Consider the following 24,343-nt stretch of genomic DNA (forward strand, 5'->3'; position numbering starts at 1 on the left):
AATTTGTTTAGTTTACACCGTTAATATGTACTAAAAGACTTCAAGCTTGAGCTAATTCTACAAGCTTATTAGTTCAGATATATAGAAAGCAATCATAATAGAAGAATAGGAGGGGCTGGAAGAATTAATAGTTTAAGCCCGAAGACTAAGTGTTTTTATCAATAATAAAAAGGAGAGCATTATGAAAAGGATTAGCTTTATAGTTGCATTAATACTATTACTTGCAAATAATTTCTTAACACCACTCGCTGCATATGCCACGGATACGAACGAACAAGCATTTACTTTAGGTGAAGCAAAAGTAAATGCAATAGACGAATCATCGGTAAAAGTAACATATAATTGGAATTTTACCGCTGGTGATAAGGAAACAGAAACGACATACGACTTTCAATTACCTGAAAATATTAAAGTTGAAAATACACAAACAAATTCTTTACAAATTAATGGTGCAGCAATTGGTTCATATACCGTATCAGGTAATCAGATAAAAGTATCTATTTCAGCGCATCAAACAGTTAATGGGACAGGAACGATTGAGATGGATGGAAAAAAAGAGACTACGGATCCAATTCCTGATACTTCTGCTGAAGAAAAACAAGCAGAATCAGTAGCAAATACAACAGAACAACCAATAGAACCAGTCATAAAGAAATCAGTAGAACAACCGGCAGAAAATGTTGAAGAACAACCTCAAGCTGATGCAAATGAAAATGCTGAGGAAATTAACAGTATTAAAACATCAAATACTGATATCAAAGAAAGTATTTTAATAAGTTCAAATTTAACCTTTACAAATACAAAAGGTGAAAGTATTGAGAAGGTGGATCGTGAATCAACAATTGCTGTAGATTACACGTATGCCCTTCCGAATGGTCATACTTATACAGATGGGGCTACATTTAAATTTCATCTACCAAAGGAATTAGAAGTTTACGAAACGTTGAAAGATGAGCCACTTAAATTTGATGGTCAAACTATTGGGGAATTCTCAGTAGCATTGGATGGAGAAGTTACGGTAGTTTTTAATAACTTCATTGAATCTCACTCTAATATCAAGGGTACACTCCAAGTTTTATCTAAACTTAGTGAGAAAACAGTAATTTCTGATGATAAAAAAGTGAGTGTAACTCCTATTGAATGGCAAGCATCAATAGATATTCCGATTAACTACATTTCGAATGGTTCTACAATAGATAAAAGCGGTACCCCTAATAAAAAATACAATGCTAATACAATCGATTGGACAGTTGATTTCAATAAAAATCTTAATGATATCAAAAATGCAGTACTAAGTGATCCGATTCAAGATGGTCAGGAATTACAAGAGGGTTCGATCAAAGTGTATAAATTAATTACACATCTTGATGGAAGTGTAAAAATAGGAGAAGAAGTAAATGGATTGGAAATTGGAAAGACAACAGAAAGTAAGGATTTCCAACTAAATCTAGGAGATATTCATTCAGCCTATCGAGTAGTGTACACAACCAATATTACGGATCAAGATAAAACTCAATATGCTAATACAGCCACACTATCTGGTGATGATTTTACTAATCAGTCTGCAAGCGCAACCGTAAATGTTGGCCGTGGGACATCATTATCCAAAAGATCAACAGGTTACGATGGTTCTAAGCAAACCATTAATTGGGAAATTAAGTACAATTACAACGAAAAAACTATCTCAGCAGACAAAGCAACCTTAACAGACTACTTTAATGATTCACAAGAGCTTGAAGATAATTCAGTTAAGGTATATGAAGTTACTATTAAGGATGATGGCAATGAAGGGAATTTAATTCCGGTTACATCTGGTTTTACAGTAGCTAAAAAATCACAAGAAGGAAAAAATGGATTTGAACTAAAATTCGACCATGAAATAAATAAAGCATATAAAGTTGTCTATCAAACAAAAGCTATTGATCGTGTATACGGTGGAGAGAAAATCACAAATGATGTAACAAATGGTGATGATACAAAGGCAACTGGTACTCAAGACATCAATCAACAAATACTTACTAAAGCATTTACTGGTGCAGATTATAAAAATAAGACTGCAAGTTGGAAAGTTACTTTTAATAATGATAGTCATCTAATGAAGAACGTCATTTTAAATGATATCTTTACAAATAAAGGACTAACTTTCCTTCTAGATACATTAGTGATTGAAACTGGTGGAATAACACTTCAATTAGGTAAAGATTATGAAGTTACATCAGATAATAATGGTTTTGAAATTAATTTTACAAACGAAATTAATGCGCCATATACAATTAAGTACCAAACAACATTTAACTACGAAGAGCGTGAAGATCAAACTAAAAAATCACTAGACAATAAAGCGCTTCTTTCATGGAAAGACGAAAAAGATAATGAGAAATCAAAAGAAGCAACTGCGACATTCAAGCCGGATAACTATACACAATCGAATGGTTTTAAAAATGGTTCATACAATGCAGTAAATAAAGAAATCACGTGGAATATTGGGGTTAACTATAATCTTAAAACACTTTCAAAAGCTTCGGTAGAAGATTATATATTAGATGGTCAAAAGCTTGATCTAAGTTCAATAATTGTTTCTAAAATGTCTTTAACTGGAGGAGATAATGGCGTCGAAAAAGGGGCATTAACTGAGGGTGAAGATTATACCGTAGAAAAAATCGGTCCAAATAAGGATGGGAATTCAGGTTTTAAAGTAATATTCCAAAAGGGAATAAATGAACCATATCAAATTACGTATAAAACGAACTTAGAAGATTCACTTATAAAAAATCAATATCACAACACAGCTACACTTTATAATAATGAAGAAAAAGTAACGGATCTCTCAGCAGCTGTATCTGTAAAACACGGTGGCGAATATACAACAAAATCAGCTGAGCAAAAAGGTAAATTTATTAATTGGCGTGTGAATATTAACTTTGGCCAATCCGCAATTTCTAATGTTGTTTTAAAGGATACCCCAAGCGAAAACCAATCCATTTTAAAGGATTCTTTCCGCTTATTTGACACGATTGTTGATGAAAATGGAAATGTTACCAAGGGAAAAGAGCTAAAAGAGGGCAAAGACTACACAATTACGATGACGGTTGATAAAGAATCGTTTGAAATTAACTTTACAAGCGCCATTGATGTACCATATATACTAGAATATCAATCACTTATACTAGATAAAGTAGGTGCAAAAATTAATAATGACATCAAACTAACAGGTGATGAAATAACGAAAGAGAATACGCAATCCTCTTCTACTGTTACCGTGAAACAAACAACAGGAATGGGAACAGGTGAAGGTAAAGTAGGTAGCCTTACATTTAAAAAGGTGGCAGCAGACGATTCGAAAAAATTCTTACCAGGTGCTGTATTCTCATTAATTGATGAGGAAACTAAAACTGTGATTAAAACAGTAACCACTGATAAAGAGGGTATTGCAAGATTCGATAAACTTCTTTTTGGAAACTATTTATTAAAAGAACTACTTGCTCCAGATGGCTATGCAATAGATATTAAAAAGCAAAAAGTAGAGATCGATGGTGATATCGTCTTAGAACCTGTTAAAAATTCAAAAATCATACGAGCTGTAGAGCTTACAAAAGTAGATTCAAACAATGATAAAAAGGCATTAAAAGGTGCCGAATTTGAATTACAGAAAAAAGATACAGCAGGCAACTATAAAGTAGTTGAAGGAAATGCAAAATTTATAACGGATAAAAATGGTAAAATCCTTGTTAATAATCTTGATCCAGGTGACTATCAATTTGTTGAAACAAAAGCTCCTGAACATTATTTATTAGATCAAAAACCAGTTTCATTTACGATTGAAAAGGACCAAATAGCAACAAAAGAAGTTAAAAAGACAAATGAAAGAGGCAAAGGTAATCTTTCTATTGTTAAAGTCGATGGAAAAGATCCATCACAAGTTTTAAAAGGGGCAAAATTTGAGCTTTATGATAGTCAAAATACTTTGATTGCTACTAAAGAAACTGATAATAATGGCGAAATTACTTTTACAGATTTACCTTATGATCAATACACCTTAAAAGAAGTAAAAGCACCAAAAGGATATGCGATCGATAAAGAAGATGGCAATCTATCAGTGGATTTAGATCAAGAAAACAAAGAAGAACAGATTAAAAATAATAAAATTATTCATGCATTTAAACTGAAAAAAGTAGATGCTAATAATACAAAGCTTGGATTAAAAGGTGCCGAATTTAAATTAATGTATCAAAAACCGGGCACAGATGGATATGAAGTTGTTGTTGGGAAAGAACAACTAGTAACAGACGATAACGGAGAAATCTATGTAGAAAACCTGGAAGAAGGTAATTATCAACTAATAGAAATAAAAGCACCAACAGGATATTATTTAGATAATAAACCAGTTGAATTTACTATTGATAGAGAACAGATTAATATTATAGATTTATCAAAGTCTAATGTACGTATACCTTATATCCCAGATCCAAGTGAACCAGGTAAACCGGGAGAACCAGGCAAGCCAGGAGAACCAGGCAAGCCAGGAGAACCAGGCAAGCCAGGAGAACCAGGCAAGCCAGGAGAACCAGGCAAGCCAGGAGAGCCAGGTAAACCGGGAGAACCAGGCAAGCCAGGAGAGCCAGGTAAACCGGGAGAACCAGGCAAGCCAGGAGAACCAGGTAAACCGGGAGAACCAGGCAAGCCAGGAGAACCAGGTAAACCGGGAGAACCAGGCAAACCAGGAGAGCCAGGTAAGCCGGGAGAACCAGGCAAACCAGGAGAGCCAGGTAAGCCAGGGAAACCAAGCAAACCAGGAAAGCCAAGTAAGCCAAGTGAACCGAATAACTCTAAAGATCCAAATAATCCAAATAGCCAAGAAGATAACAACAATCACAAGCTAAATCATTCTAGTAAAAAAGATAAAGAAAATCAACCTAATTCTTCGGGTAATACAAAGCCAGACAAACCTAAAGATGTGAAAGAGACGGAAGAATTGAGAAAACCAACGTCTTCTAACAAAGGTGAATTTCTACCCCAAACTGGTATAGACTCTTTATGGGGATCGATATTTGCAGGGATGCTAATCATGTTGTTAGGTTTATGGATCGTATTTAATAAGAGAAATAAAAAAGCGTAAATTATAGAAGAGCTATTCAGCAGAATTTAATCTACTGAATAGCTTTTTTTTATTGGTTTTGATATATGATAGTGGATTTCTTATGCATCCTTTGTGAGTGAAGGGTCTATCTGTAGCAAAAATGATGGAATATCATCCGTATTGTTATATAAAACTATTAATCTAATGACGCAATTAGGTTTTCATGCCTATAAAAACAATCTATTTCCGCTAATTATTTATATTTTTAGGTAATTTTACTGTTGGTATTTATGGAGTTTAAATAGTCCATAAGACTAACGTAACGTTTTAGTTTTGTGTCATTTCTATTATAATGAAAGAAAAATAAGTGATAGGAATGATACAGATGAGGAAATTAATAGAAGTTATTTTATCCATCATATTAATAATTAGTATCGCTCCAATGCAAGGATTTGCAATGGAGAAAGATTCCGTACATACGCTAAGTAAAGAACAACAAACTGTTTATAATATTGCACTAAAAAGCATCTTAAATATAGATAGCAGTGCTAATTTTAATCCTGAAAATATTAGTTATAGAGATGTCGGGGATATTGTAAATCAAGTTGTCGAAGAAAACCCAGAGATTTTTTATTATAATGGTGTGACGGTTATTTCGGACGGAACAATTATATTTAAATACAATGATAGCAAAAAGAACATTATTCAAAAGAAAAATAAAATTGATAATGCAGTAAAAAAGGTCATGAATACAACTATAAAAAAGAAAATGAATGATCTTGAAAAGGTAAAGGCCATCCATGATTATCTAGTTTTAAATGTAGAATATGATAATAAAAATTATCTAAACAATACAGTCTCAGATGATTCTTATCAAGTTTATGGTGCTTTAATAAATAAAAAAGCGGTCTGTGATGGGTATTCAAAATCAATGCAGCTACTGCTGAAAAAGGCAGGTATACAATCTATTTATGTAACGGGAACGGCAAATGGTGGAAATCATTCATGGAACCTAGTAAAAATAAACGGAAAACATTACCACGTAGATACTACGTGGGATGATCCTGCGCCAAATAAAAAAGGAGTAGTAAACTATAATTATTTTCTATTGACGAACAAACAATTGGAAAAAGACCACTATTGGGTGGAAAGTAATTATCCTACTGCTACTAGCGAAAACTACAATTATTTTCATAATATGAACAACATGATTGAAAGAAACGGCTTCTACTATTACTCAAACGCACAAAATGATATTCTTTATAAAATGAATAAAAGCAGCGAAAAAATATCAAAAGTAGTTAATAATGTAGCTCCATATCTTGCTATATCTGGTCAGTGGATCTATTACAGTAATTATTCAGATGGCGGTAATTTATACAAAGTGAAGCTTACTGGTAAAGAAAAAATGAAAGTGAAAAATTTTCATGTTATAAATTTATATACTCAGAGTAATGTACTGTATTATACGGTGAAAAGCTCAGGGAAAATAGGCCGCATAGAGCTTTAGAAAAAATAACGCTAAAAAGAAAAGCAAACTCTAAAAGAGTTTGCTTTTCTTCTTATGTGGCGCTTATTATAAAGACCTTGGATAAATAATATAAAGAGACGAAGTAATATTAGGTAATTGTTAGTTTCTTTCATATGAGTAGGCGTAATAATTACAAGTTCTGTATTCTAGCAAAGTAACTGCAAGTATGAAATGAATAAATTTAGCTAATTACACTTCCAAAATGTGCTTATGTAGAGCGAAATCTATTAACTTATATATCCCTAAAATTGTGACACGAATCGAATATTTTCAGAATTTGTTTAGATAAATACATTAATATGAACATACCTATGCATTCTATTAAAGATTGAAAGAAGGGAAATAGAAAAATGGAAAATACCATAAATCTGTCAACTGTACAAAAGTCGAATTTAGTTCAGTTTCAAGATTTTTTTACATTTTTTAATTTTATTTCTAGTAATAATAAGCGTACAAAAAGTCCAGTAACCTTAATATTTATCAATATTCAAAATATCCCTCAAAAAAATAATTCGAATGGTACTGATTATAAACTCGAGTATGATTATATGAATCAATTTCTTTCCGAAACATTAAGAGAATCAGATATATTGACAAAACTACCGGATTTTAATGGCTGGATCGTCTTGTTACCAAACGCAGAGGAATTAGAGGGTGTTTATTATTTAAGAAGGTTAAATAAGATAAGAGAAGAATTTTCTATAATAAAGGGAATAAAATGGTGTGCTAGTATAGTTGAAATTAAGAATACACTTGCTACATTTGAAGAAATTTATACAGATGGAATACAGGCTTTAAAAGAAGCTTTAATGGAAGAATCATTTTCTTTTAAGGTTGTGGAAAAGTACCAAACACCAGAACCTGCAGATTTAAAAGTAAGTATTATAGAGAATGACCAAATCACAAATAATATTTTTTGTGAGATGATGAAAAAAATAGATGTTGAAAATTTTGAATTAAATATACGTTCTTTTTTTGATGGTCAAAGTTTTCTCGATTCGTCATGGTATCAATCAGATCATATGCATTTAATATTAATGAACTACGCTTTACCTAAAAAGAATGGAATGCAATTATTGCATGAATTACGGTCGATGCCAAATAACAGAAAATACATTATTTATATTATTGCGAAACAGCAAGCCCCGGAAGATTTGATTTATGCTTATGAATCGGGAGTAGATGGTTTTATTATTAAACCGTTTAATTTAAGTGTCGTAAGAGCGGAGTTAAAACAAATGATTAAAAGGATCCGAATATAATGAGTGAAATATTACTTTTGACAATCGTTGTTTTTTGTACCGTCGTAATCGTTGCTTGTTGCTCTATTTATCTTATTTATAGTCGTTTGCTACAAAATAAAGATGAAAAAAATGTCCAGAAATACGTATCAGAACTTTTACCTCAGTGTTATTACTATTTCATAGAAGGTAGTCCAATAGAAACTCTCGAGAATATTCATAATCCATATCAAGTCAAAGCAATCGAAATCATTCTTACAAAATATATTCATTTATTAAACGATCAAGATGTCGTGAATCGTATAACTCAATATGTTGAAAAGAACCTATCAGAGCATTATAAAAAAAACCTCAAAAGTAGAAGATGGGGGATACGTTTAAACGCGATATTTAAAATACTTGATTTTAAAATACAAACTTTAGCGCCAAGCGTGTTGGAACTTTTAAATAGCTCCAGAAAATTTTCGCAAAAAGAGTATTTTGAAATGTATAAGGTGATTGCCCTCTTCATGCCAGAACACTTAATGAGCCAATTAAAAAACTCTACTGATAGAATAAGTAATATTGAATTATATAAAGTATTAGCCTTATTAAAAGAGGATACTATAAAAGAAATCATGCAAGACTTTTCATCATTAACACAAAGCCAACAAATTGCTGTTATTGATACAATTGCATCAAAAAGTATGTTAGAGTATTCAGATTTCCTGCATGAATTGATTAAAGATGAGAATATTGAGATTCGGATACATGCCATGAAGGCAATCGAGCAAATAGGTTTTATTCAACCAATTGAAACATATGAACCATTTTTCTATGCAGACGATTGGAGAGAAAGAATGTTATTTGCAAAAATACTAAAATATTTTTCATTAGATGAGATTATAGATTACCTCAAAGTTTTGGTAACGGATCCTTCATGGTGGGTAAGGTATCATACTGTACAAATGATTACAGATCAAAAGAATGGTGAAAAAGTATTGAAATTACTTTATGAACAAACAGATGATCTATACGCTAGAGATATTATTTTAGAGTCGTTAGGAGCGTAAATATGGACTATTTACTAAAACAGATGCTAATTCATCCATTTGTATATTTAATATTATTTTATGTATTAATCATCGTGTTCACTTATACTATTATGCTGCTCTTTTCTTTATATACATTATGGAAAGATCATCAATTAGATAAGGTAAATTTATATGAAGAATTAAATGATATTCAATTTTCGAAGCCAGTTTCCATATTAGTTCCAGCATATAATGAACAACAGAATATTTTGGATACGGTTCAATCATTATTATGTATCAATTATCCAGAGTATGAAATTATCATTATTAATGACGGATCAAAAGATAAAACACTCGATGTCTTAATCAAAAATTTCAAAATGAAAAAAATTGAAAAAGTTGTATGTAAACAAATTACCACCAATCCAATTAGAGCTATTTACCAATCCACAATTAATAAAAAAATCGTGTTAGTAGATAAAGAAAATGGTGGAAAAGCAGATGCATTGAATTGTGGAATTAATGTGTCTAAGTATCCTTATTTTTGTTCAATTGATGGTGATTGTATTCTAGATACTAATTCGTTATTACGAGTAATGGAACCTATTATTCAATCAGATGATGTCATTGCAACTGGTGGGAGTGTAAAGATTGCAAATGGATCGGATATTCAAATGGGTTCAATTATGAGTGTTGGTTTTTCAAAAAAACCACTTGTTGTAATGCAGGTTATTGAATACTTCCGTGCATTTTTAATGGGGCGAATTGCTTTTAGTAAGTCAAATATGGTGTTGATTATTTCAGGCGCTTTTAGTGTGTTTTCTAAAAAATATGTGATTGATGCTGGAGGATATCTAAGAAATACAATTGGTGAGGATATGGAACTCGTAGTAAGACTTCATCGATTAACGAGAGAAAAAAAGGAAAAGAAAAAAATTGTTTTTGTACCAGATCCGGTATGTTGGACAGAAGCGCCTGAAACTGTTCAAACACTTCGAAAACAAAGAAGTCGTTGGCATCAAGGGTTGATGGAAAGTTTATGGAAAAATCGCCAGATGATGTTGAATCCTAAATACGGACGCATTGGAATGATTGCTTTTCCTTATTATCTTATTATTGAATGTGTTGGCCCGATTGTTGAGCTAGGAGGGTATATCTACGTTATTTACGCATTCTTTACCGGAAAAGTCTATTTTGAATTTGCTGTTTTATTGTTACTGTTGTTTATTTTGTATGGAACGTTATTTTCTATGCTATCAATTATATTAGAAGGTTGGACGATGAAAAGCTATCCTAAAATAAAAGACTTATTGAATCTATTAATTCTCTCTTTTACAGAAGTTTTATGGTACAAGCCTTTAACTTTATTATTTAGATTAGAAGGACTTATGAATTATCTTACGCGCAAAAGTAGTTGGGGGGATATGACTAGAAAAGGTCTAGATAGGAAAGTAGGGAAAGTAGAATGAAAAAGATTATAGGGATTTTTGTCTTCGTAATCCTGGTCATTTCTTTATCATTTATCCTTTGGCAACTAGAAGATGAGAAGAAGTTACAAATAGCGATAATCGATAAAACAGTGCCCGATGAATCCTATAGAGAACACTTAGGATTGAATTGGTTATTAAAAACCTTAAAATATGTAGATTCAAATAATGATTCCTATAAGCTGGATGATTATTTTGGATTTAAACCGAATACCAGTAAAAAAACGTATTCTATAAAAGATTTACCAGATTCATATAAAAATGATGATGTCATTTACATTGCCGATACATATGGAGTGTATCAAGATGATTTTCCTTGGATAAATAAAAATCGAGAAGGAGAGCGATCTAATCTAGTATACGGCGGACTGAAAATGAATGAATGGAAAGCGATCGTTAATCGATTAAGTGAGGACAAAAAAAGTACGTTAGTAGCCGAATTTAATACATTAGCATCCCCAACAGATGAAACAGTAAGAAATCATATGAGCAGTGTTTTAGGTATTCAGTCATCTGGATGGATGGGGCGATATTTTGATGAATTGGATTATCGTAAAAACAATGAAATTCCTAAATGGATAGTTGATAAATACGGTAGTAATTGGGGATATAAAGGTAAGGGCTTTATATTAATTAATGAGAAAGAAAATGAAATCGTTGTATTAAAAACGGGAGAAGATATAGACAACAAGGGGATTTGGCTAAATTTCACTGAACAGGGTAAGAAAGAGTTCAATATTGAAAAAAGCGTCAAATATAATTATTGGTTTGATATTGTGACATCAGAAGATAAAAGAAATGTATTGGCTAATTATGATTGGAATTTAACCAAAAAAGGGCAAGAGAAATTAACAGATAATAATATTCCAACATCCTTTGTAGCAGTAAATAAAACACAAATTAAGAATGCAACAACCTACTATTTAGCAGGAGATTTTAATGATATTTCAACTGCGCCAAACTTTTACAAAATGAAAGGCATCCTTACTATTAATAAATACGCTAATAGATTTTCAGATTCAGCATTTTATTTTGATGCATATGTTCCCATGATGAAAGAAATTTTAAAACAGGCTTATGACGATAAAAACGATGATAAAGAACATATAAGCAAGAAGAAAACTGAAAATAATAATGATGTTCACTACACAGCTAAAATATCTGACGACAAAATGGAAGTTAAAATAGACGATAAATGGCAAAGTATGAAGATCAAAGGAGTAAATGTTGGTATTGCAAAACCTGGTTATTTTCCAGGAGAAACAGCTATTACAGAAGATGAGTATTATCAGTGGTTTAAAGACATAGGTAAACTAGGAGCCAATACAATCCGAGTTTATACAATCCACCCACCTGGATTTTATAATGCATTAAAAAAATACAATGAAAATCATAAAAAACCTATATATGTTCTACATGGTGTATGGATTGACGAGGAAAGACTGGTTAGTAAGGGCAATGCCTTTGATAAAGTAGGAACAATTAATTTTCAAAATGAAATAAAGAAGACGATAGATATTATTCATGGGAATGCATTGATTTTACCAAAAGCTGGACATGCTTCAGGTGCATATAATGCGGATATTTCTAAATACGTTATTGGATGGATACTTGGGATTGAATGGGATCCTGAGATGGTTCAATCAACAAATAAATTGAATAAAACAATGCACGACTATAAGGGGAAATATGTCGAGGCAAAAAATGCATCTCCGTTTGAAAACTGGTTAGCTACACAAATGGATTATACGGCAACATATGAATTAGAAAATTATAATTGGATACGTCCACTAAGCTTCACGAACTGGGTGACGACAGACTTATTAAAACATCCTACTGAACCAAGTGAAGAGGAAGATTTAGTTTCTGTTAATCCGAATGTTATTCATTTAAAAGGTCCCTATACATTGACCAAGGAATTTGCGAGTTATCATATCTATCCTTATTACCCGGAATCAATGAACTATGATTATAAAAATTTTGTTGATTTTAGAGGGAAGAAAAATAACTATGCTGGATATTTACATGATTTGCATAAGGCACATAAACTACCCATTTTAGTTGCTGAATTTGGTGTACCATCTTCTAGAGGAATGACCCATACAAATATCTACGGTTGGAATCAAGGTCATTTATCTGAAAAGGAACAAGGTGATATCTTAGTGCATTTGTATGAAGATATTGAACATGAGGGGCTTTTAGGAGGACTTGCCTTTACATGGCAGGATGAGTGGTTTAAAAGAACTTGGAATACGATGGATTATGATGATCCAAATCGTCGTCCTTATTGGTCGAATGCTCAAACGAACGAGCAGCAATTTGGTCTATTAAGTTTTGATCGATTAAAGATAAAAGTGGATGGAAAGTATGATGATTGGTCCGAAGCTAAAGAACTCTATAAAGGCGGCGAAGGAGAATTACAATCTTTAATGGTCGACCATGATGAATGTTATTTATATTACAAGATAAAAATGAATGACTTAAAACAAGGTTATCCTGTATTACTACTAGATACGTTACAAGGAAAAGGGAATACCTCCATTAAGCAGATGCCAATGGTTCATACAAAAAACGGACTTGATTTCATTGTACCAATTAAAAGTAAAAATGATGCACATGTCTTAGTGGATCGTCAATATGATTTATTTGCAGCTCTTTATAGGGGCTATAGAGCAGGATTCGATTATTATAGCAAAGGAAATACAGGTTTATTTTCTCCTGTTCGTTACGTATTAAATGATAGTTTTACAATTCCTACGACTAAAAAGGTTATTCCTTTTTCATACTATGAAACGGGTAAGTTGAAAGAAGGGAATGGAAATCCTGCTAGTAAGGACTATAACTCATTAGCTGATTTTAATATAAATGAAAAGGAAAATACCATAGAGTTACGTATTCCTTGGCTTTTGTTGAATTTTAAAGACCCTAGTACGAAGGAAATTATGGGGAACATAAGCGAACTAAACTTTTCTGCAAGCGAAAAAGTGAATGGAATTCAGGTGGGAGTTGCTTATGTAAATAAGCAAGGGGAATTGTTAGATTCATTCCCGAAAGCAGAAAAAAAGACGATCCCTGCATTTAAACAATATAGCTGGGATAATTGGGATCTACCAACGTCTACCTATCGTTTAAAAGAATCCTATTATATCTTGCAAAAAAAATTCACTTCTATTGGAGACTAGGAATAATAAGTTAATGTTAAAAGAGGCCCTAAATATTTTTTTAATTAGGGTCTCTTTTTGGTATTCTGCTAATCTATGATAAATATATTGAACGTTTGTTCGGAATTTGTTTATTTAATATAGGTTAATATAACTATGAATATAGATAACAGAGGATATTTATTCCATCTTATTAATTGATATATTGGAAATAAATTATATGAATTGTTTCGTTTTGAATAGAAAATAATTGGGTGAATTGATATTAATGTAAAAGTATTTTAGAGGTTAGAGGACTTTTAATGGGAGTGACTGTTTATGCTTGATAACAAGTACATAGATAATAGCTGGGATTTTCGACAAGAGATTAGTTTTGCTCAAAATTTAAATATAAAAATCATATGTTTATTTTAAAATAGAAGATGTTAATGTCTGGAGTTTATACTCCGGACATTTTTTATGTATAAAATTATTCAATGTTGAGAGCCTATAGCTCATGAATAGAATATTACCTAATAAAAATTAAGATATAAATTAGTATTTTATCTACATATTTTTTATTAAGAATAATTCATTTATGATAGAAGTACTTGGTTTTTAATAGGAGGTTTTTAGTAATATTATGCCGATGCTAAATGAGGCTTTTGATTTTATAAAGTTGTATTATACGGAAAATAATTTGCCAATAGATCAGTTAGAAAAACGACTGGAAGAAGTTGAAAGGGATATTATGGAGTATGGACATTATACACATACTTCAGATGAACTTGCTTACGGGGCAAAAGTGGCGTGGCGAAATAGTAATAAGTGTATCGGACGTTTGTTTTGGCAATCGCTACAAGTAAAAGATCAACGCGCTATAACAGATGAAGAAACGATTTATGAAAAGCTTTTAGAACATATCGAGTTTGCTACGAATAATGGGAAAATACGACCTACCATTTCCATCTTCGAACCGGAAAAAGTACGGATTTGGAATCACCAGTTAATTCGTTATGCTGGTTATGAACAAGAAGATGGTTCCGTAATTGGGGATTCTGATTCTCTTACTTTTACGAAAAAGTGTATTGAATTAGGTTGGCAAGGAGAAGGTAGTCAGTTTGATGTATTACCACTAGTTATTCAAATTGAGGATCGTCAACCTCGATTGTTTAATATCCCGCAAGAATATGTAAAAGAAGTAACTTTGCTACATCCTGAATTTGATTGGTTTGCTGAGTTACATTTGAAATGGTATGCAGTACCGATGATTTCAAGTATGAAGCTTGAAGTAGGGGGGATTGCATATGCAGCAGCACCATTTAATGGCTGGTATATGGGGACGGAAATCGGTGCCCGTAATTTAGCAGATGAATACCGTTATAATCAATTGCCGGTTGTTGCGGAGAAAATGGGCTTAAATATGTCTTCAAGTTCAAGTTTATGGCAAGATCGTGCATTAGTGGAACTAAATACAGCTGTACTTTATTCTTTTAAAGAAGATGGTGTGAGTATTGTCGATCATCATACAGCGGCGCAACAGTTTAAACGTTTTGAGGCAAATGAAGAGAGTGCAAATCGTGATGTAACAGGAAACTGGACATGGCTAATACCACCGTTATCACCAGCCACAACGCATATTTTCCGTAAGCCCTACGATAATACGAAAAAATCACCCATTTATTCATATCAAAAAGCACCTTATTAATATATTTGTTTAATGATAAACAGTAAGGAACAAAAAATCTTGAGCGACATTACGTTGTCGCTCAAGATTTTTTTACTTTTCTGGCGTTACAAAGCGGTCTTTTGCTGAAATCCATGCGGAGATTATTAAACCGACAACTGTGATTGCGTAAAGTATGTTTGCTGCATGCCAGCTATCCCATAAATCATGTATATATCCGTAAAGAACAGGTCCTGCTGCTGCAAGTAGGTATCCAATAGATTGTGCTGTGCCAGAAAGTTCTGCTGCCTCTAATGCATTGCGAGAACGTAAAGAGAAATACATCATGGCAAGTCCAAATGATGCCCCACCTGCGAGTCCAAGTAGAATCATCCATAGCATAGTCAGTGAGGTCCAATTCATTAATATTCCTGTAAAGCCAACCACATAGAATGCACCGAACATTACTACAAGTGAGCGTTGATCAGATCTGCGCCCTGCTAAAATAGGAATAAGAAAAGTCATAGGCAATTGTGAAAATTGCATAATAGAGAACATCCATCCTGCCTGATTTGCACTCATTCCTTGTGATTCTAACATTGCTGGAATCCAAGCAGCTGTTGTATAGAATATTAGAGATTGCAATCCCATTGCTAGTGTAATTGCCCAAGTTAAGGGATATTTCCAAATGGGTTTGCTTAGTTTCGCGTCATTCTGATTTTCTTGTATCGCTACTTTCTGGCGTAATTGTGGTAACCATACAATAATTGCGATAATGGAAAGAATAATCCAGCAGCCAAGTGCACCTTTCCAACCGAAGGATGTACCAGCTATTGGATAACTAACCCCAGCTGCAACGCTTGCTGAGACATTCATCGCAACAGTGAAGATAGATGTGAGTAAGCCTACTTGTAAAGGGAATTTTAACTTAATAAGAGCTGGTAGCAAAACATTACCAAATGCTATAGCAATCCCGATTAATGTAGTTCCTAATAATAGGAAGAAAGTATTTCCAAGTGAACGGATGGAAATACCGGCTGTTAATATGACCATTGCAACTAGTAGTGTTTTTTCGAATCCGAATATTCTGGCGAGTTTTGGTGCAAATGGTGACACGATTGCAAATGCTAGTAAAGGGATGGTTGTTATAAACCCAGCTAGTACATTCGAAATATCCAAGTCTTCTTTTATATAAGAAATAATTGGACCTACTGAAGTAAGTGGTGAACGTAATGTAGCGGCAATGAAGATAATGCCAAGCACGAGTATCCAAGTATTTCGATTCCAAGATAATTTTTTATTTTCTCTAGTGGATTGTTGTGAAGCCAATCTCTTTCCTCCTTTGTAAATAAGATTCTTTAGCAACCGTATCATTAATAGATAGTAAATTTCAATATTTCGACATAAAATAAGAGGTTAGGACATTTACAAAACTTCTATTGTATTAAAATACCATGTGCTTTATGTCTTGTTATCGAGGATACCTTGTATTATAATGAGGAACGTATTGAAATTATATATTGCATGCCTCATCCAATAGGTGAGGTAGAGGTCGCGGTATTCATGAGTATGATCGACGAGATGAAAAAGCATTAACGACTCGATTAAAAAGGGAATATTGCCGAAGTGTTGGTAAGCTTTTTATTAACAATGCTGGGGCTGTTATCGAAAGGTACAGAACTGTCACGTCTGAAACGACGTGTTGAGCTATCTTTATCAAGGTTGATGGGGAATTTTAGATACCATCTCAAGCATCCTTGTGATGGTATTTTTATTTTTATAGCTACGGGCTTGTGTCCGAAGCTGAATTGACTTCAACCCGACCTTTCTTGCAATGAAAATGGGAAAGAGGAGAAGAACTATGAATACAAAAAATACAAGCTCTGGTGAACAGCCGAGCTTAAATAGAGGTTTAAAAAGTCGTCATATTACGATGATTTCACTTGGTGGAACCATCGGTACAGGTTTGCTATTAGCAAGTGGTAATTCGATTGCTGCTGCTGGACCTGGTGGAGCATTACTAGCCTACGGATTGATAGGGATTATGGTATTCTTCTTGATGACAAGCCTTGGAGAAATGGCTGCATTCATGCCAGTCTCTGGTTCGTTTAATACGTATGCTTCAAAATTTATCGATCCAGCATTAGGATTTGCACTAGGTTGGAACTATTGGTACAACTGGGCGATTACAATTGCGGCAGAAATTTCAGCTGTATCCATTGTGATGAAATATTGGTTCCCAGACACGCCTTCATTTATTTGGAGCGCAGCGTTTCTAGTGATTATTTTTGTGTTAAATTACTTATCTGTTAATAGTTTTGGAGAAAGTGAATATTGGTTTGCTTTCATTAAAGTAGCTACAGTTATCATCTTCTTGATTGTCAGCTTCTTAATGATTTTTGGAATTCTTGGAGGCAAAGCACCAGTTGGATTTACAAATTTCTTTAAAGGTGATGCACCTTTCCACGGTGGTTTCTTTGCAACATTTGGAATTTTCTTAGCTGCTGGATTCTCATTCCAGGGAACAGAATTACTGGGTATTACTGCCGGGGAAACAAAAAATCCTGGTAAAACAATTCCAAAAGCAGTTCGTCAAATTTTCTGGCGAATCTTGTTATTCTATATTCTGGCGATTTTAGCTATTAGTTTGTTAATCCCTTATACAGATCCACGTCTTGCTAATAGTGATGATGTAACAGTAAGTCCATTTACTTTAGTATTTGAAAATGCAGGAATTGCTTTTGCAGCATCTATTATGAACGCTGTTATATTAACAGCTATATTATCCGCTGGTAACTCTGGTTTATATGCATCATCTCGTACACTATGGCAATTAGCGATGGAAGGTAAAGCACCTAAAATCTTTAAAAAATTAAACAAACGTGGTGTACCAGTGGCTGCACTTGTTGCAACAGTTCTAGTAGCTTGTTTATCATTCTTAGCATCATTATTTGGTACAGGTACTGTATATATTTGGTTGTTAAATGCTTCAGGTATGTGCGGATTTATTGCGTGGTTAGGGATTGCAGCAAGTCATTATCGTTTCCGCAAAGCGTATGTTGCACAGGGCCATGACTTATCTGAACTACCTTATCGCTCAAGATTCTTCCCATTTGGACCAATCTTTGCATTTGTACTATGTGCGATTGTTGTATTAGGACAAAACTATACAGCTTTTACGGGAAATCATATCGATTGGTATGGCATATTAGTATCCTATATTGGTTTACCAATCTTCTTTATCCTGTGGTTCGGTTACAAATGGAAGCATAAAACTAAAATTGTTCGTTTAGAGGATGCAGATTTTACATCTGATCGACCAAATCACGGTTAATTAAAAGGCTAATCTATCTCAGGGGAAGATACCTGAAATAGATTAGCCTTTTTTAAAGGATTAAAAGGTGAATCAGCGTATATTTATGATTGCAAACATCATTAATGTTCGCGTAATGCCTATATTTTTGCTTATATATTTGTAAATATTCGGGTTTTGAACATTTCTGAATAGTTTTATATTTTAATATTTTGTTGAAATTTGTCTATAGCGTGCTATAATTGGGACATTCTCAAATCTAAAACAAAATATCATTCACTCATATAATAGCGAGAATATGGCTCGCGAGTCTCTACCAGGTCACCGTAAATGAACTGACTATGAGCAGCAATGAATAGTAATAAGTATACTTAAGTAGTATTCTCTTTACTATTCCTTTCGACTCTATAGCTCGAAGGACTTTGCTCCACTCGTAGATGATTGGATGTACAAGTTCTTTGGGCTTTTTTATTTTGGTTCTATCAATTTGTTAGGCATTTCAATGTCTTACTCCAAAAGTTGATATAGAATCTACATTATTAAAGGAATTTCAAGAAAACGAAACAAGAAGGGAGATCCTAAAGTTGAAAGCACTTCAGGACAAAATCGTAAGTGAAGGTAAAGTTTTATCAGGAGACGTTTTAAAAGTAGATTCATTCTTAAATCATCAAATCGATCCAAAACTCATGCAAGAAATCGGACAAGAGTTTGCTGATCTATATAAAGATGCAGGTTTAACAAAAATCCTTACGATTGAATCTTCAGGTATCGCGCCAGCAGTAATGGCGGGTCTTATTTTAGGAATCCCTGTTGTCTTTGCTCGTAAACGTAAATCGGTAACATTAACAGATAACTTTTATTCTGCAGATGTTTACTCATTCACGAAGAAAGTAACAAGTACTATTTCTGTCTCAAAAGATTATTTAAATAATGATGATGTTGTTTTAATCATCGATGACTTCTTAGCAAACGGAGAAGCTGCCAAAGGTTTACTGGATATTGTAAAACAGGCAGATGCTACTACAAGTGGTATCGGTATTGTGATCGAAAAAGGTTTCCAACCTGGTGGCCAATTATTACGCGAACAAGGTTATCGCGTTGATTCATTAGCTATTGTTTCTTCATTAGAAAACGGAAAAGTACAATTTGCTTAGGAGGCAACGGATCAAATGAACAAGGTAAAACTTGCAACACTTGGAATTCAGCATTTACTAGCAATGTATGCAGGAGCAATTTTGGTGCCTTTAATTATTGGTGGGGCTCTAAAATTTGATTCAACTCAGTTAACGTATTTAGTATCCATTGATATTATGATGTGCGGGATTGCTACATTATTACAAGTTGCTCGTGGTAAGGTATTTGGTATCGGATTACCATTAGTTCTTGGATGTACATTTACAGCTGTAACACCAATTATTGGAATAGGTACGGAATTCGGCTTAGGAGCAATATATGGTGCAGTCATCGCATCAGGTATAATTGTTGTTCTTATTTCAGGAGTATTCGGTAAACTGGTAAAATTCTTCCCGCCAATCGTTACAGGTTGTGTTGTTACAATTATCGGGATTACATTAATTCCAGTAGCTTTTAATAATGCTGGTGGTGGTCAAGGGTCACCGAATTTTGGTTCTGCTTCTAACATTTCGCTTGCTTTTGGTACATTAATTGCCATCATTTTGTTGTATCGTTTTACTAAAGGTTTCGTTCGTTCAATTGCTATTTTAATAGGTTTAGTGCTTGGCACTGTCGCTGCAACTTTCATGGGTATGGTAGATTTCACACCTGTTAAAGATGCTGCATGGGGCCAAATTGTAACACCATTCTATTTTTCAACTCCAGAATTCCATGTTGTACCTATCGTTACAATGACATTGGTTGCACTTGTATCACTTGTTGAATCAACTGGTTCATATTTTGCTTTAAGTGATATGACAAATACACCAATTGACGATAAAGCACTTGCGCGTGGTTATCGATCAGAGGGTTTAGCTTCTATTATTGGTGGTATTTTCAATTCGTTTCCTTACACTGCATTTTCCCAAAATGTTGGTTTAATGCAGTTAACAGGAGTAAAGAATCGTGCCGTTATTTTTGTAACAGGTATTTTCTTAGTCTGCCTTGGCTTCTTGCCAAAAATTGCAGCCCTTACAACAATCATTCCGAAAGCGGTACTTGGTGGTGCGATGATCGCCATGTTTGGTATGGTTATCTCTCAAGGGATTAAAATGTTAAGTACTACTATTGGTGAATCAGAAGGTAATGCCATGATCATTGCTTGTGCAATTGGTATGGGTCTTGGTGTAACAGTTGTTCCTGATATCTTCAAAATGCTACCAGAAACTGTTCGTATTTTAACTAGTAACGGTATTGTTGCTGGTAGTGTTACAGCAATCGTGTTAAATATCGTCTTCAACATGATTCCATGGAGACGTGATGAAAAAGTAGAAATTGATCATGTACAAGTACAAGAAGAAGTGAAAGAAGCAAATCCAAAATTCACTGAAAAACATGCTTAATAATTAAACAAGTAATAGCCTCATCCGAAAAGGACGAGGCTATTTTTTATAGTTTAAGAAAATGAAGTAGTAATGAATGAAACTCTTGGATGAGGTTTTTACACTATGAAGAAGACTTACCCATTTTGGGTAGCAACTTGTTTATTGTTCCCAGTTTCTCATTTGTTCTTCTTCAGCAACTACTTGTAAATCATAGGCATTAACTAGAAGGATTTCATAGTTATACTTGTCGGCATATTGCTCGGCAAGTTTTTTTATATATTTCGGAGATCCTTCATTCTCTTCATCATAAATAATTAAAATACCATCGGAATTTTTGAGAAAGAATTTATTTTTCTCGATAAATTGCCAAGGGCCTTCATATGGTCGCTTTGTAAGGCTCGTCACAAAGTCGGCCTGTGCTAAAATCATTTCATATTTTTCTTGCTTTGCTTCATTCCAATTCTTTTCTTGATCTAAAAATGGTGTCATAATGGCATATTTTAATTCTGGATACTCCAATTGTAAGTCCATAACAACTTCAGCAGCCCATGTTTCAACACCTAGTTGTCCACTTAAAATGACCCACTCAAGTCCATCTTCAATCAGTGGTATTAGTCGATCCTGTATTGATTTTTTGATAATTGGTAAACCAGGATGGCTATCGTTGAAAATGCCTAGTTCATGTGCTTTGTAACCTGTAATTACAAGTCGGTTTAGCATAACGAGGTCTCCTTATTAACTTTAAGATTGGGTGTGCTCCACTACTACGATTATCCAGCTACAGGTTAATCTCTTGAGGTCAAATACTCTTCCCCTCACACTGTGAGAGGAAAAGGGCGTTTCATTCTTAATATAAAAACCGATTTCCCAAGAAACCGGTTGACTGATGTAAATATAGAAGTAGTATTTGTCGTTGATGAAATTACATGTTAAATAGTCCGGTTACATTGAGAAAAATAGGTATTCTCATACAAGTAACAATTTCTGCTTTTTAATTTTACAATAGCTCTTTTCTGTTTACAATGGAATGTTTATGCCGATGAAGAGAAATGTTAAATGAGTATTTTAGAAGTACGGCATCTTAAAATTAAATGTATAATTTGTGAATTAAAAGATTATTAGAGTGTATTTTATGGAAAAATAAACTATAATTTAACAGTACTAATCAATATAAGGAAAAATATAGTACAGTTTATGAAACGTTTCCGGAAACCGGCTCATAAAAGAGGCTCATCTACCTCACGGTTATTAAAATTTTTATAAAGTTAGAAATTATAATTTTCTAGGAGGGTTTAACAATGAAAGCAGCAGTATGGCATGGTAAAAAGGACATTCGTGTAGAAGAAAAAGAGTTAAAACCTTTAAAAGATAATGAAGTAACAGTTCGTGTTGCATGGGCAGGTATCTGTGGTAGTGACTTACACGAATATCAAGAAGGACCTGTATTTGTACCAGTAGAAAAAGTTGACGAATTAACAGGGGGAATTGCTCCAATTATCATGGGTCATGAATTTGCTGGCGTAATTGAAACAGTCGGTAAAGACGTAAAAAATTATAAAGTAGGAGATCGTGTAGTTGTGAACCCAACGCTAACACATGGTAATAAACCCGAGGATATAGATTGTTATGATGGCTTTAGCTTCATCGGTTTACATGGAGATGGTGGTTTTACAACATTTACGAATGTTCCAGAATCTAACTTATATCGTTTACCTGAAACTTTAACACTTCAAGATGGTGCTCTAGTAGAACCAACTGCTGTAGCAGTACAAGCTGTTAAAGAAGGTAACTTGAAATTTGGTGATACAGTAGCAATCTATGGTGCCGGTCCAATCGGTTTACTTACAACAATTGCAGCAAAATCAGCTGGAGCAAGCAAAATCATCGTTCTTGATCTTTCTGAAACTCGTTTAGAAAAAGCCAAAGAACTTGGTGCTACTCATATCATTAACTCTGGTAAAGTAGATGGCCCTGCAACCGTTCGTGATATCGTACCTGGTGGTGTAGACGTAACATTCGAAGTTGCGGGTGTTGCTTCAACATTTAAACAAGCAATCGATTCAACTCGTGCACGTGGTACAATGGTTATCGTATCAATCTTTGCACGTCCAATCGAGTGGAATCCATTACAGTTAACAAACACGGGTGTTAAAATTACTTCTACAATTGCATATACACCAACTTCTTTCCAACAAACTGTAGACTTAATGGGTACGGGCCAATTGAAACCGCAGGGTATTGTAACATCTCAAATCGTACTAGACGATATCGTAGAAAAAGGCTTCGAAGCATTAACAAACGATAAATCACAAGCTAAAATCCTTGTTGAATTAAGCGGGGAAAAATAAGCTTTTATAAATTGACTATATTTTTAAATAGATAGAAAAAAACTGCAGATACATCCTTGTTTAAGGTGTATCTGCAGTTTTTCTACTTTTATAGGGGTAGGTGGTTTTACTTTACATCTTTAAAAACTAAGCAATGGCAATTCGTCACTAAGGGAATCCGGATGCTTTATAAAGAAATCGAACAGAAATTGTATGTATGTTGCAGTTAGAGGGAAGAGAAATCGCTGATTTTATTGTCTGCCTTAAGTTAGAACATATAATAGAAGAAAATCAAATGATGTTGCTTGCTACATATGCACAAAATTACTTATTAAAGAACCGGTTAATCGAGTTACAAAATCAACAGAAGGAATAGTGTGAAGGTATTCGTGCATTTACATTGTCATTAGAGATAAAGGAATTACTCTCAACGATTATTGATAATGCATTGACTGCCATGCCAGAAGTAGACAGAGGATTTTTCAATTGATATGTTGAAAAAAACAACTGCGCATCATGGAGAAAAATTGAATATAGAAAGTTAGTATAATAGAAGTGATCCATTTTAATAAATAGACTAGGATTGAATTCATATTATTCTTTTTTAAAATCAGATAAAAACTGTTGACGGATATAAATATACATGATAATATAATCAAGTCGCTAAAACAAAACGACAAAAATGATATGAATCTTATAAATGAATTAAATATTTGTTGACAACGCAGAAATGAACTGATATAATTTGTAAGTCGCCTGTGAAATGGTGATAATAAATTAAATCTTTTAAGAAAAAAGTTGTTGACAAAAAATAAAAGATTTGATATTATATAAAAGTTGCTTGATAGCGACGTAATAATATGAACCTTGAAAACTGAACAAGCAAGACGTTAATCAATAAACTTTGATCACTAACTTTTGTTAGTGACAAGGACAAACAATAGATATCATCTTTTAGATGATACGCTAGCAAAGCTAATGAGCTTTCAAACTTTACTTTTATGGAGAGTTTGATCCTGGCTCAGGACGAACGCTGGCGGCGTGCCTAAT

13 protein-coding genes and 2 riboswitches are annotated in these 24,343 nt (G+C 33.5%); of the genes, 11 read left to right on the top strand and 2 right to left on the bottom strand.

Annotation, left to right across the window (positions count from 1 at the left end):
- Positions 1-181: 181 nt before the first annotated feature.
- From ACIQ4I_RS19675 to ACIQ4I_RS19705, 7 genes are all read left to right on the top strand, one after another.
- Positions 182-5,116, top strand: coding sequence for a collagen binding domain-containing protein (locus ACIQ4I_RS19675; RefSeq protein ID WP_403099235.1), 4,935 nt, complete (start codon positions 182-184; stop codon positions 5,114-5,116).
- 346 nt (positions 5,117-5,462) lie between these two features.
- The gene (locus tag ACIQ4I_RS19680; RefSeq protein WP_403099237.1) at positions 5,463-6,587 is read left to right on the top strand and encodes a DUF5050 domain-containing protein; all 1,125 of its coding nucleotides are present in this window, start codon (positions 5,463-5,465) and stop codon (positions 6,585-6,587) included.
- 371 nt (positions 6,588-6,958) lie between these two features.
- Positions 6,959-7,870, top strand: a complete 912-nt coding sequence (locus ACIQ4I_RS19685; protein ID WP_403099240.1) for a response regulator — start codon at positions 6,959-6,961, stop codon at positions 7,868-7,870.
- Entirely contained in the window at positions 7,870-8,901 is a 1,032-nt protein-coding gene (locus ACIQ4I_RS19690) for a HEAT repeat domain-containing protein (protein ID WP_403099243.1), read from the top strand. The genes ACIQ4I_RS19685 and ACIQ4I_RS19690 overlap by 1 nt, the downstream gene beginning before the upstream one ends.
- Before the next feature lie 2 nt (positions 8,902-8,903).
- Positions 8,904-10,331, top strand: coding sequence for a glycosyltransferase family 2 protein (locus ACIQ4I_RS19695; protein WP_403099246.1), 1,428 nt, complete (start codon positions 8,904-8,906; stop codon positions 10,329-10,331).
- Positions 10,328-13,531, top strand: coding sequence for a hypothetical protein (locus ACIQ4I_RS19700; RefSeq protein ID WP_403099248.1), 3,204 nt, complete (start codon positions 10,328-10,330; stop codon positions 13,529-13,531). The genes ACIQ4I_RS19695 and ACIQ4I_RS19700 overlap by 4 nt, the downstream gene beginning before the upstream one ends.
- A gap of 601 nt (positions 13,532-14,132) precedes the next feature.
- Positions 14,133-15,197, top strand: a complete 1,065-nt coding sequence (locus tag ACIQ4I_RS19705; protein ID WP_403099251.1) for a nitric oxide synthase oxygenase — start codon at positions 14,133-14,135, stop codon at positions 15,195-15,197.
- 72 nt (positions 15,198-15,269) lie between these two features.
- On the opposite strand, the gene ACIQ4I_RS19710 is transcribed toward ACIQ4I_RS19705, so the two are convergent.
- Positions 15,270-16,484: a CynX/NimT family MFS transporter gene (locus ACIQ4I_RS19710; RefSeq protein ID WP_403099254.1), complete on the bottom strand. Its 1,215-nt coding sequence runs from the start codon at positions 16,482-16,484 to the stop codon at positions 15,270-15,272.
- Between the two features lie 209 nt (positions 16,485-16,693).
- A riboswitch (Lysine riboswitch) is annotated at positions 16,694-16,873 on the top strand.
- A gap of 143 nt (positions 16,874-17,016) precedes the next feature.
- On the opposite strand from ACIQ4I_RS19710, the gene ACIQ4I_RS19715 reads away from it, so the two are divergent.
- The 3 genes from ACIQ4I_RS19715 (at position 17,017) to ACIQ4I_RS19725 (ending at position 20,984) form a co-directional block, all read left to right on the top strand.
- Complete coding sequence (locus tag ACIQ4I_RS19715) at positions 17,017-18,489, top strand: amino acid permease (protein ID WP_403099256.1); 1,473 nt, start codon at positions 17,017-17,019, stop codon at positions 18,487-18,489.
- A gap of 239 nt (positions 18,490-18,728) precedes the next feature.
- Positions 18,729-18,830, top strand: a riboswitch (purine riboswitch).
- 222 nt (positions 18,831-19,052) lie between these two features.
- The gene (locus ACIQ4I_RS19720) at positions 19,053-19,622 is read left to right on the top strand and encodes a xanthine phosphoribosyltransferase (RefSeq protein ID WP_403099257.1); all 570 of its coding nucleotides are present in this window, start codon (positions 19,053-19,055) and stop codon (positions 19,620-19,622) included.
- A 15-nt stretch (positions 19,623-19,637) separates the two neighbouring features.
- Positions 19,638-20,984 carry a nucleobase:cation symporter-2 family protein gene (locus tag ACIQ4I_RS19725; RefSeq protein WP_403099260.1) on the top strand — a complete coding sequence of 449 codons (1,347 nt, stop codon included), beginning with the start codon at positions 19,638-19,640 and terminating at the stop codon, positions 20,982-20,984.
- A 141-nt stretch (positions 20,985-21,125) separates the two neighbouring features.
- On the opposite strand, the gene ACIQ4I_RS19730 is transcribed toward ACIQ4I_RS19725, so the two are convergent.
- The gene (locus ACIQ4I_RS19730; RefSeq protein WP_403099263.1) at positions 21,126-21,686 is read right to left on the bottom strand and encodes an SLOG family protein; all 561 of its coding nucleotides are present in this window, start codon (positions 21,684-21,686) and stop codon (positions 21,126-21,128) included.
- A 578-nt stretch (positions 21,687-22,264) separates the two neighbouring features.
- On the opposite strand from ACIQ4I_RS19730, the gene ACIQ4I_RS19735 reads away from it, so the two are divergent.
- Positions 22,265-23,314 carry a 2,3-butanediol dehydrogenase gene (locus tag ACIQ4I_RS19735; RefSeq protein ID WP_403099265.1) on the top strand — a complete coding sequence of 350 codons (1,050 nt, stop codon included), beginning with the start codon at positions 22,265-22,267 and terminating at the stop codon, positions 23,312-23,314.
- Positions 23,315-24,343: the final 1,029 nt, after the last annotated feature.

It is taken from the genome of Rummeliibacillus sp. NPDC094406, from assembly GCF_044763875.1.
Lineage (GTDB): Bacteria > Bacillota > Bacilli > Bacillales_A > Planococcaceae > Rummeliibacillus.

Excerpts from the sequence above, each read along its gene's own strand:
- ACIQ4I_RS19700 (WP_403099248.1), top strand. The coding sequence starts at position 10,328 with ATGAAAAAGATTATAGGGATTTTTGTCTTCGTAATCCTGGTCATTTCT.
- ACIQ4I_RS19690 (WP_403099243.1), top strand. The coding sequence starts at position 7,870 with ATGAGTGAAATATTACTTTTGACAATCGTTGTTTTTTGTACCGTCGTA.
- ACIQ4I_RS19725 (WP_403099260.1), top strand. The coding sequence starts at position 19,638 with ATGAACAAGGTAAAACTTGCAACACTTGGAATTCAGCATTTACTAGCA.
- ACIQ4I_RS19675 (WP_403099235.1), top strand. The coding sequence starts at position 182 with ATGAAAAGGATTAGCTTTATAGTTGCATTAATACTATTACTTGCAAAT.
- ACIQ4I_RS19735 (WP_403099265.1), top strand. The coding sequence starts at position 22,265 with ATGAAAGCAGCAGTATGGCATGGTAAAAAGGACATTCGTGTAGAAGAA.
- ACIQ4I_RS19685 (WP_403099240.1), top strand. The coding sequence starts at position 6,959 with ATGGAAAATACCATAAATCTGTCAACTGTACAAAAGTCGAATTTAGTT.
- ACIQ4I_RS19730 (WP_403099263.1), bottom strand. The coding sequence starts at position 21,686 with ATGCTAAACCGACTTGTAATTACAGGTTACAAAGCACATGAACTAGGC.
- ACIQ4I_RS19680 (WP_403099237.1), top strand. The coding sequence starts at position 5,463 with ATGAGGAAATTAATAGAAGTTATTTTATCCATCATATTAATAATTAGT.
- ACIQ4I_RS19705 (WP_403099251.1), top strand. The coding sequence starts at position 14,133 with ATGCCGATGCTAAATGAGGCTTTTGATTTTATAAAGTTGTATTATACG.
- ACIQ4I_RS19695 (WP_403099246.1), top strand. The coding sequence starts at position 8,904 with ATGGACTATTTACTAAAACAGATGCTAATTCATCCATTTGTATATTTA.
- ACIQ4I_RS19715 (WP_403099256.1), top strand. The coding sequence starts at position 17,017 with ATGAATACAAAAAATACAAGCTCTGGTGAACAGCCGAGCTTAAATAGA.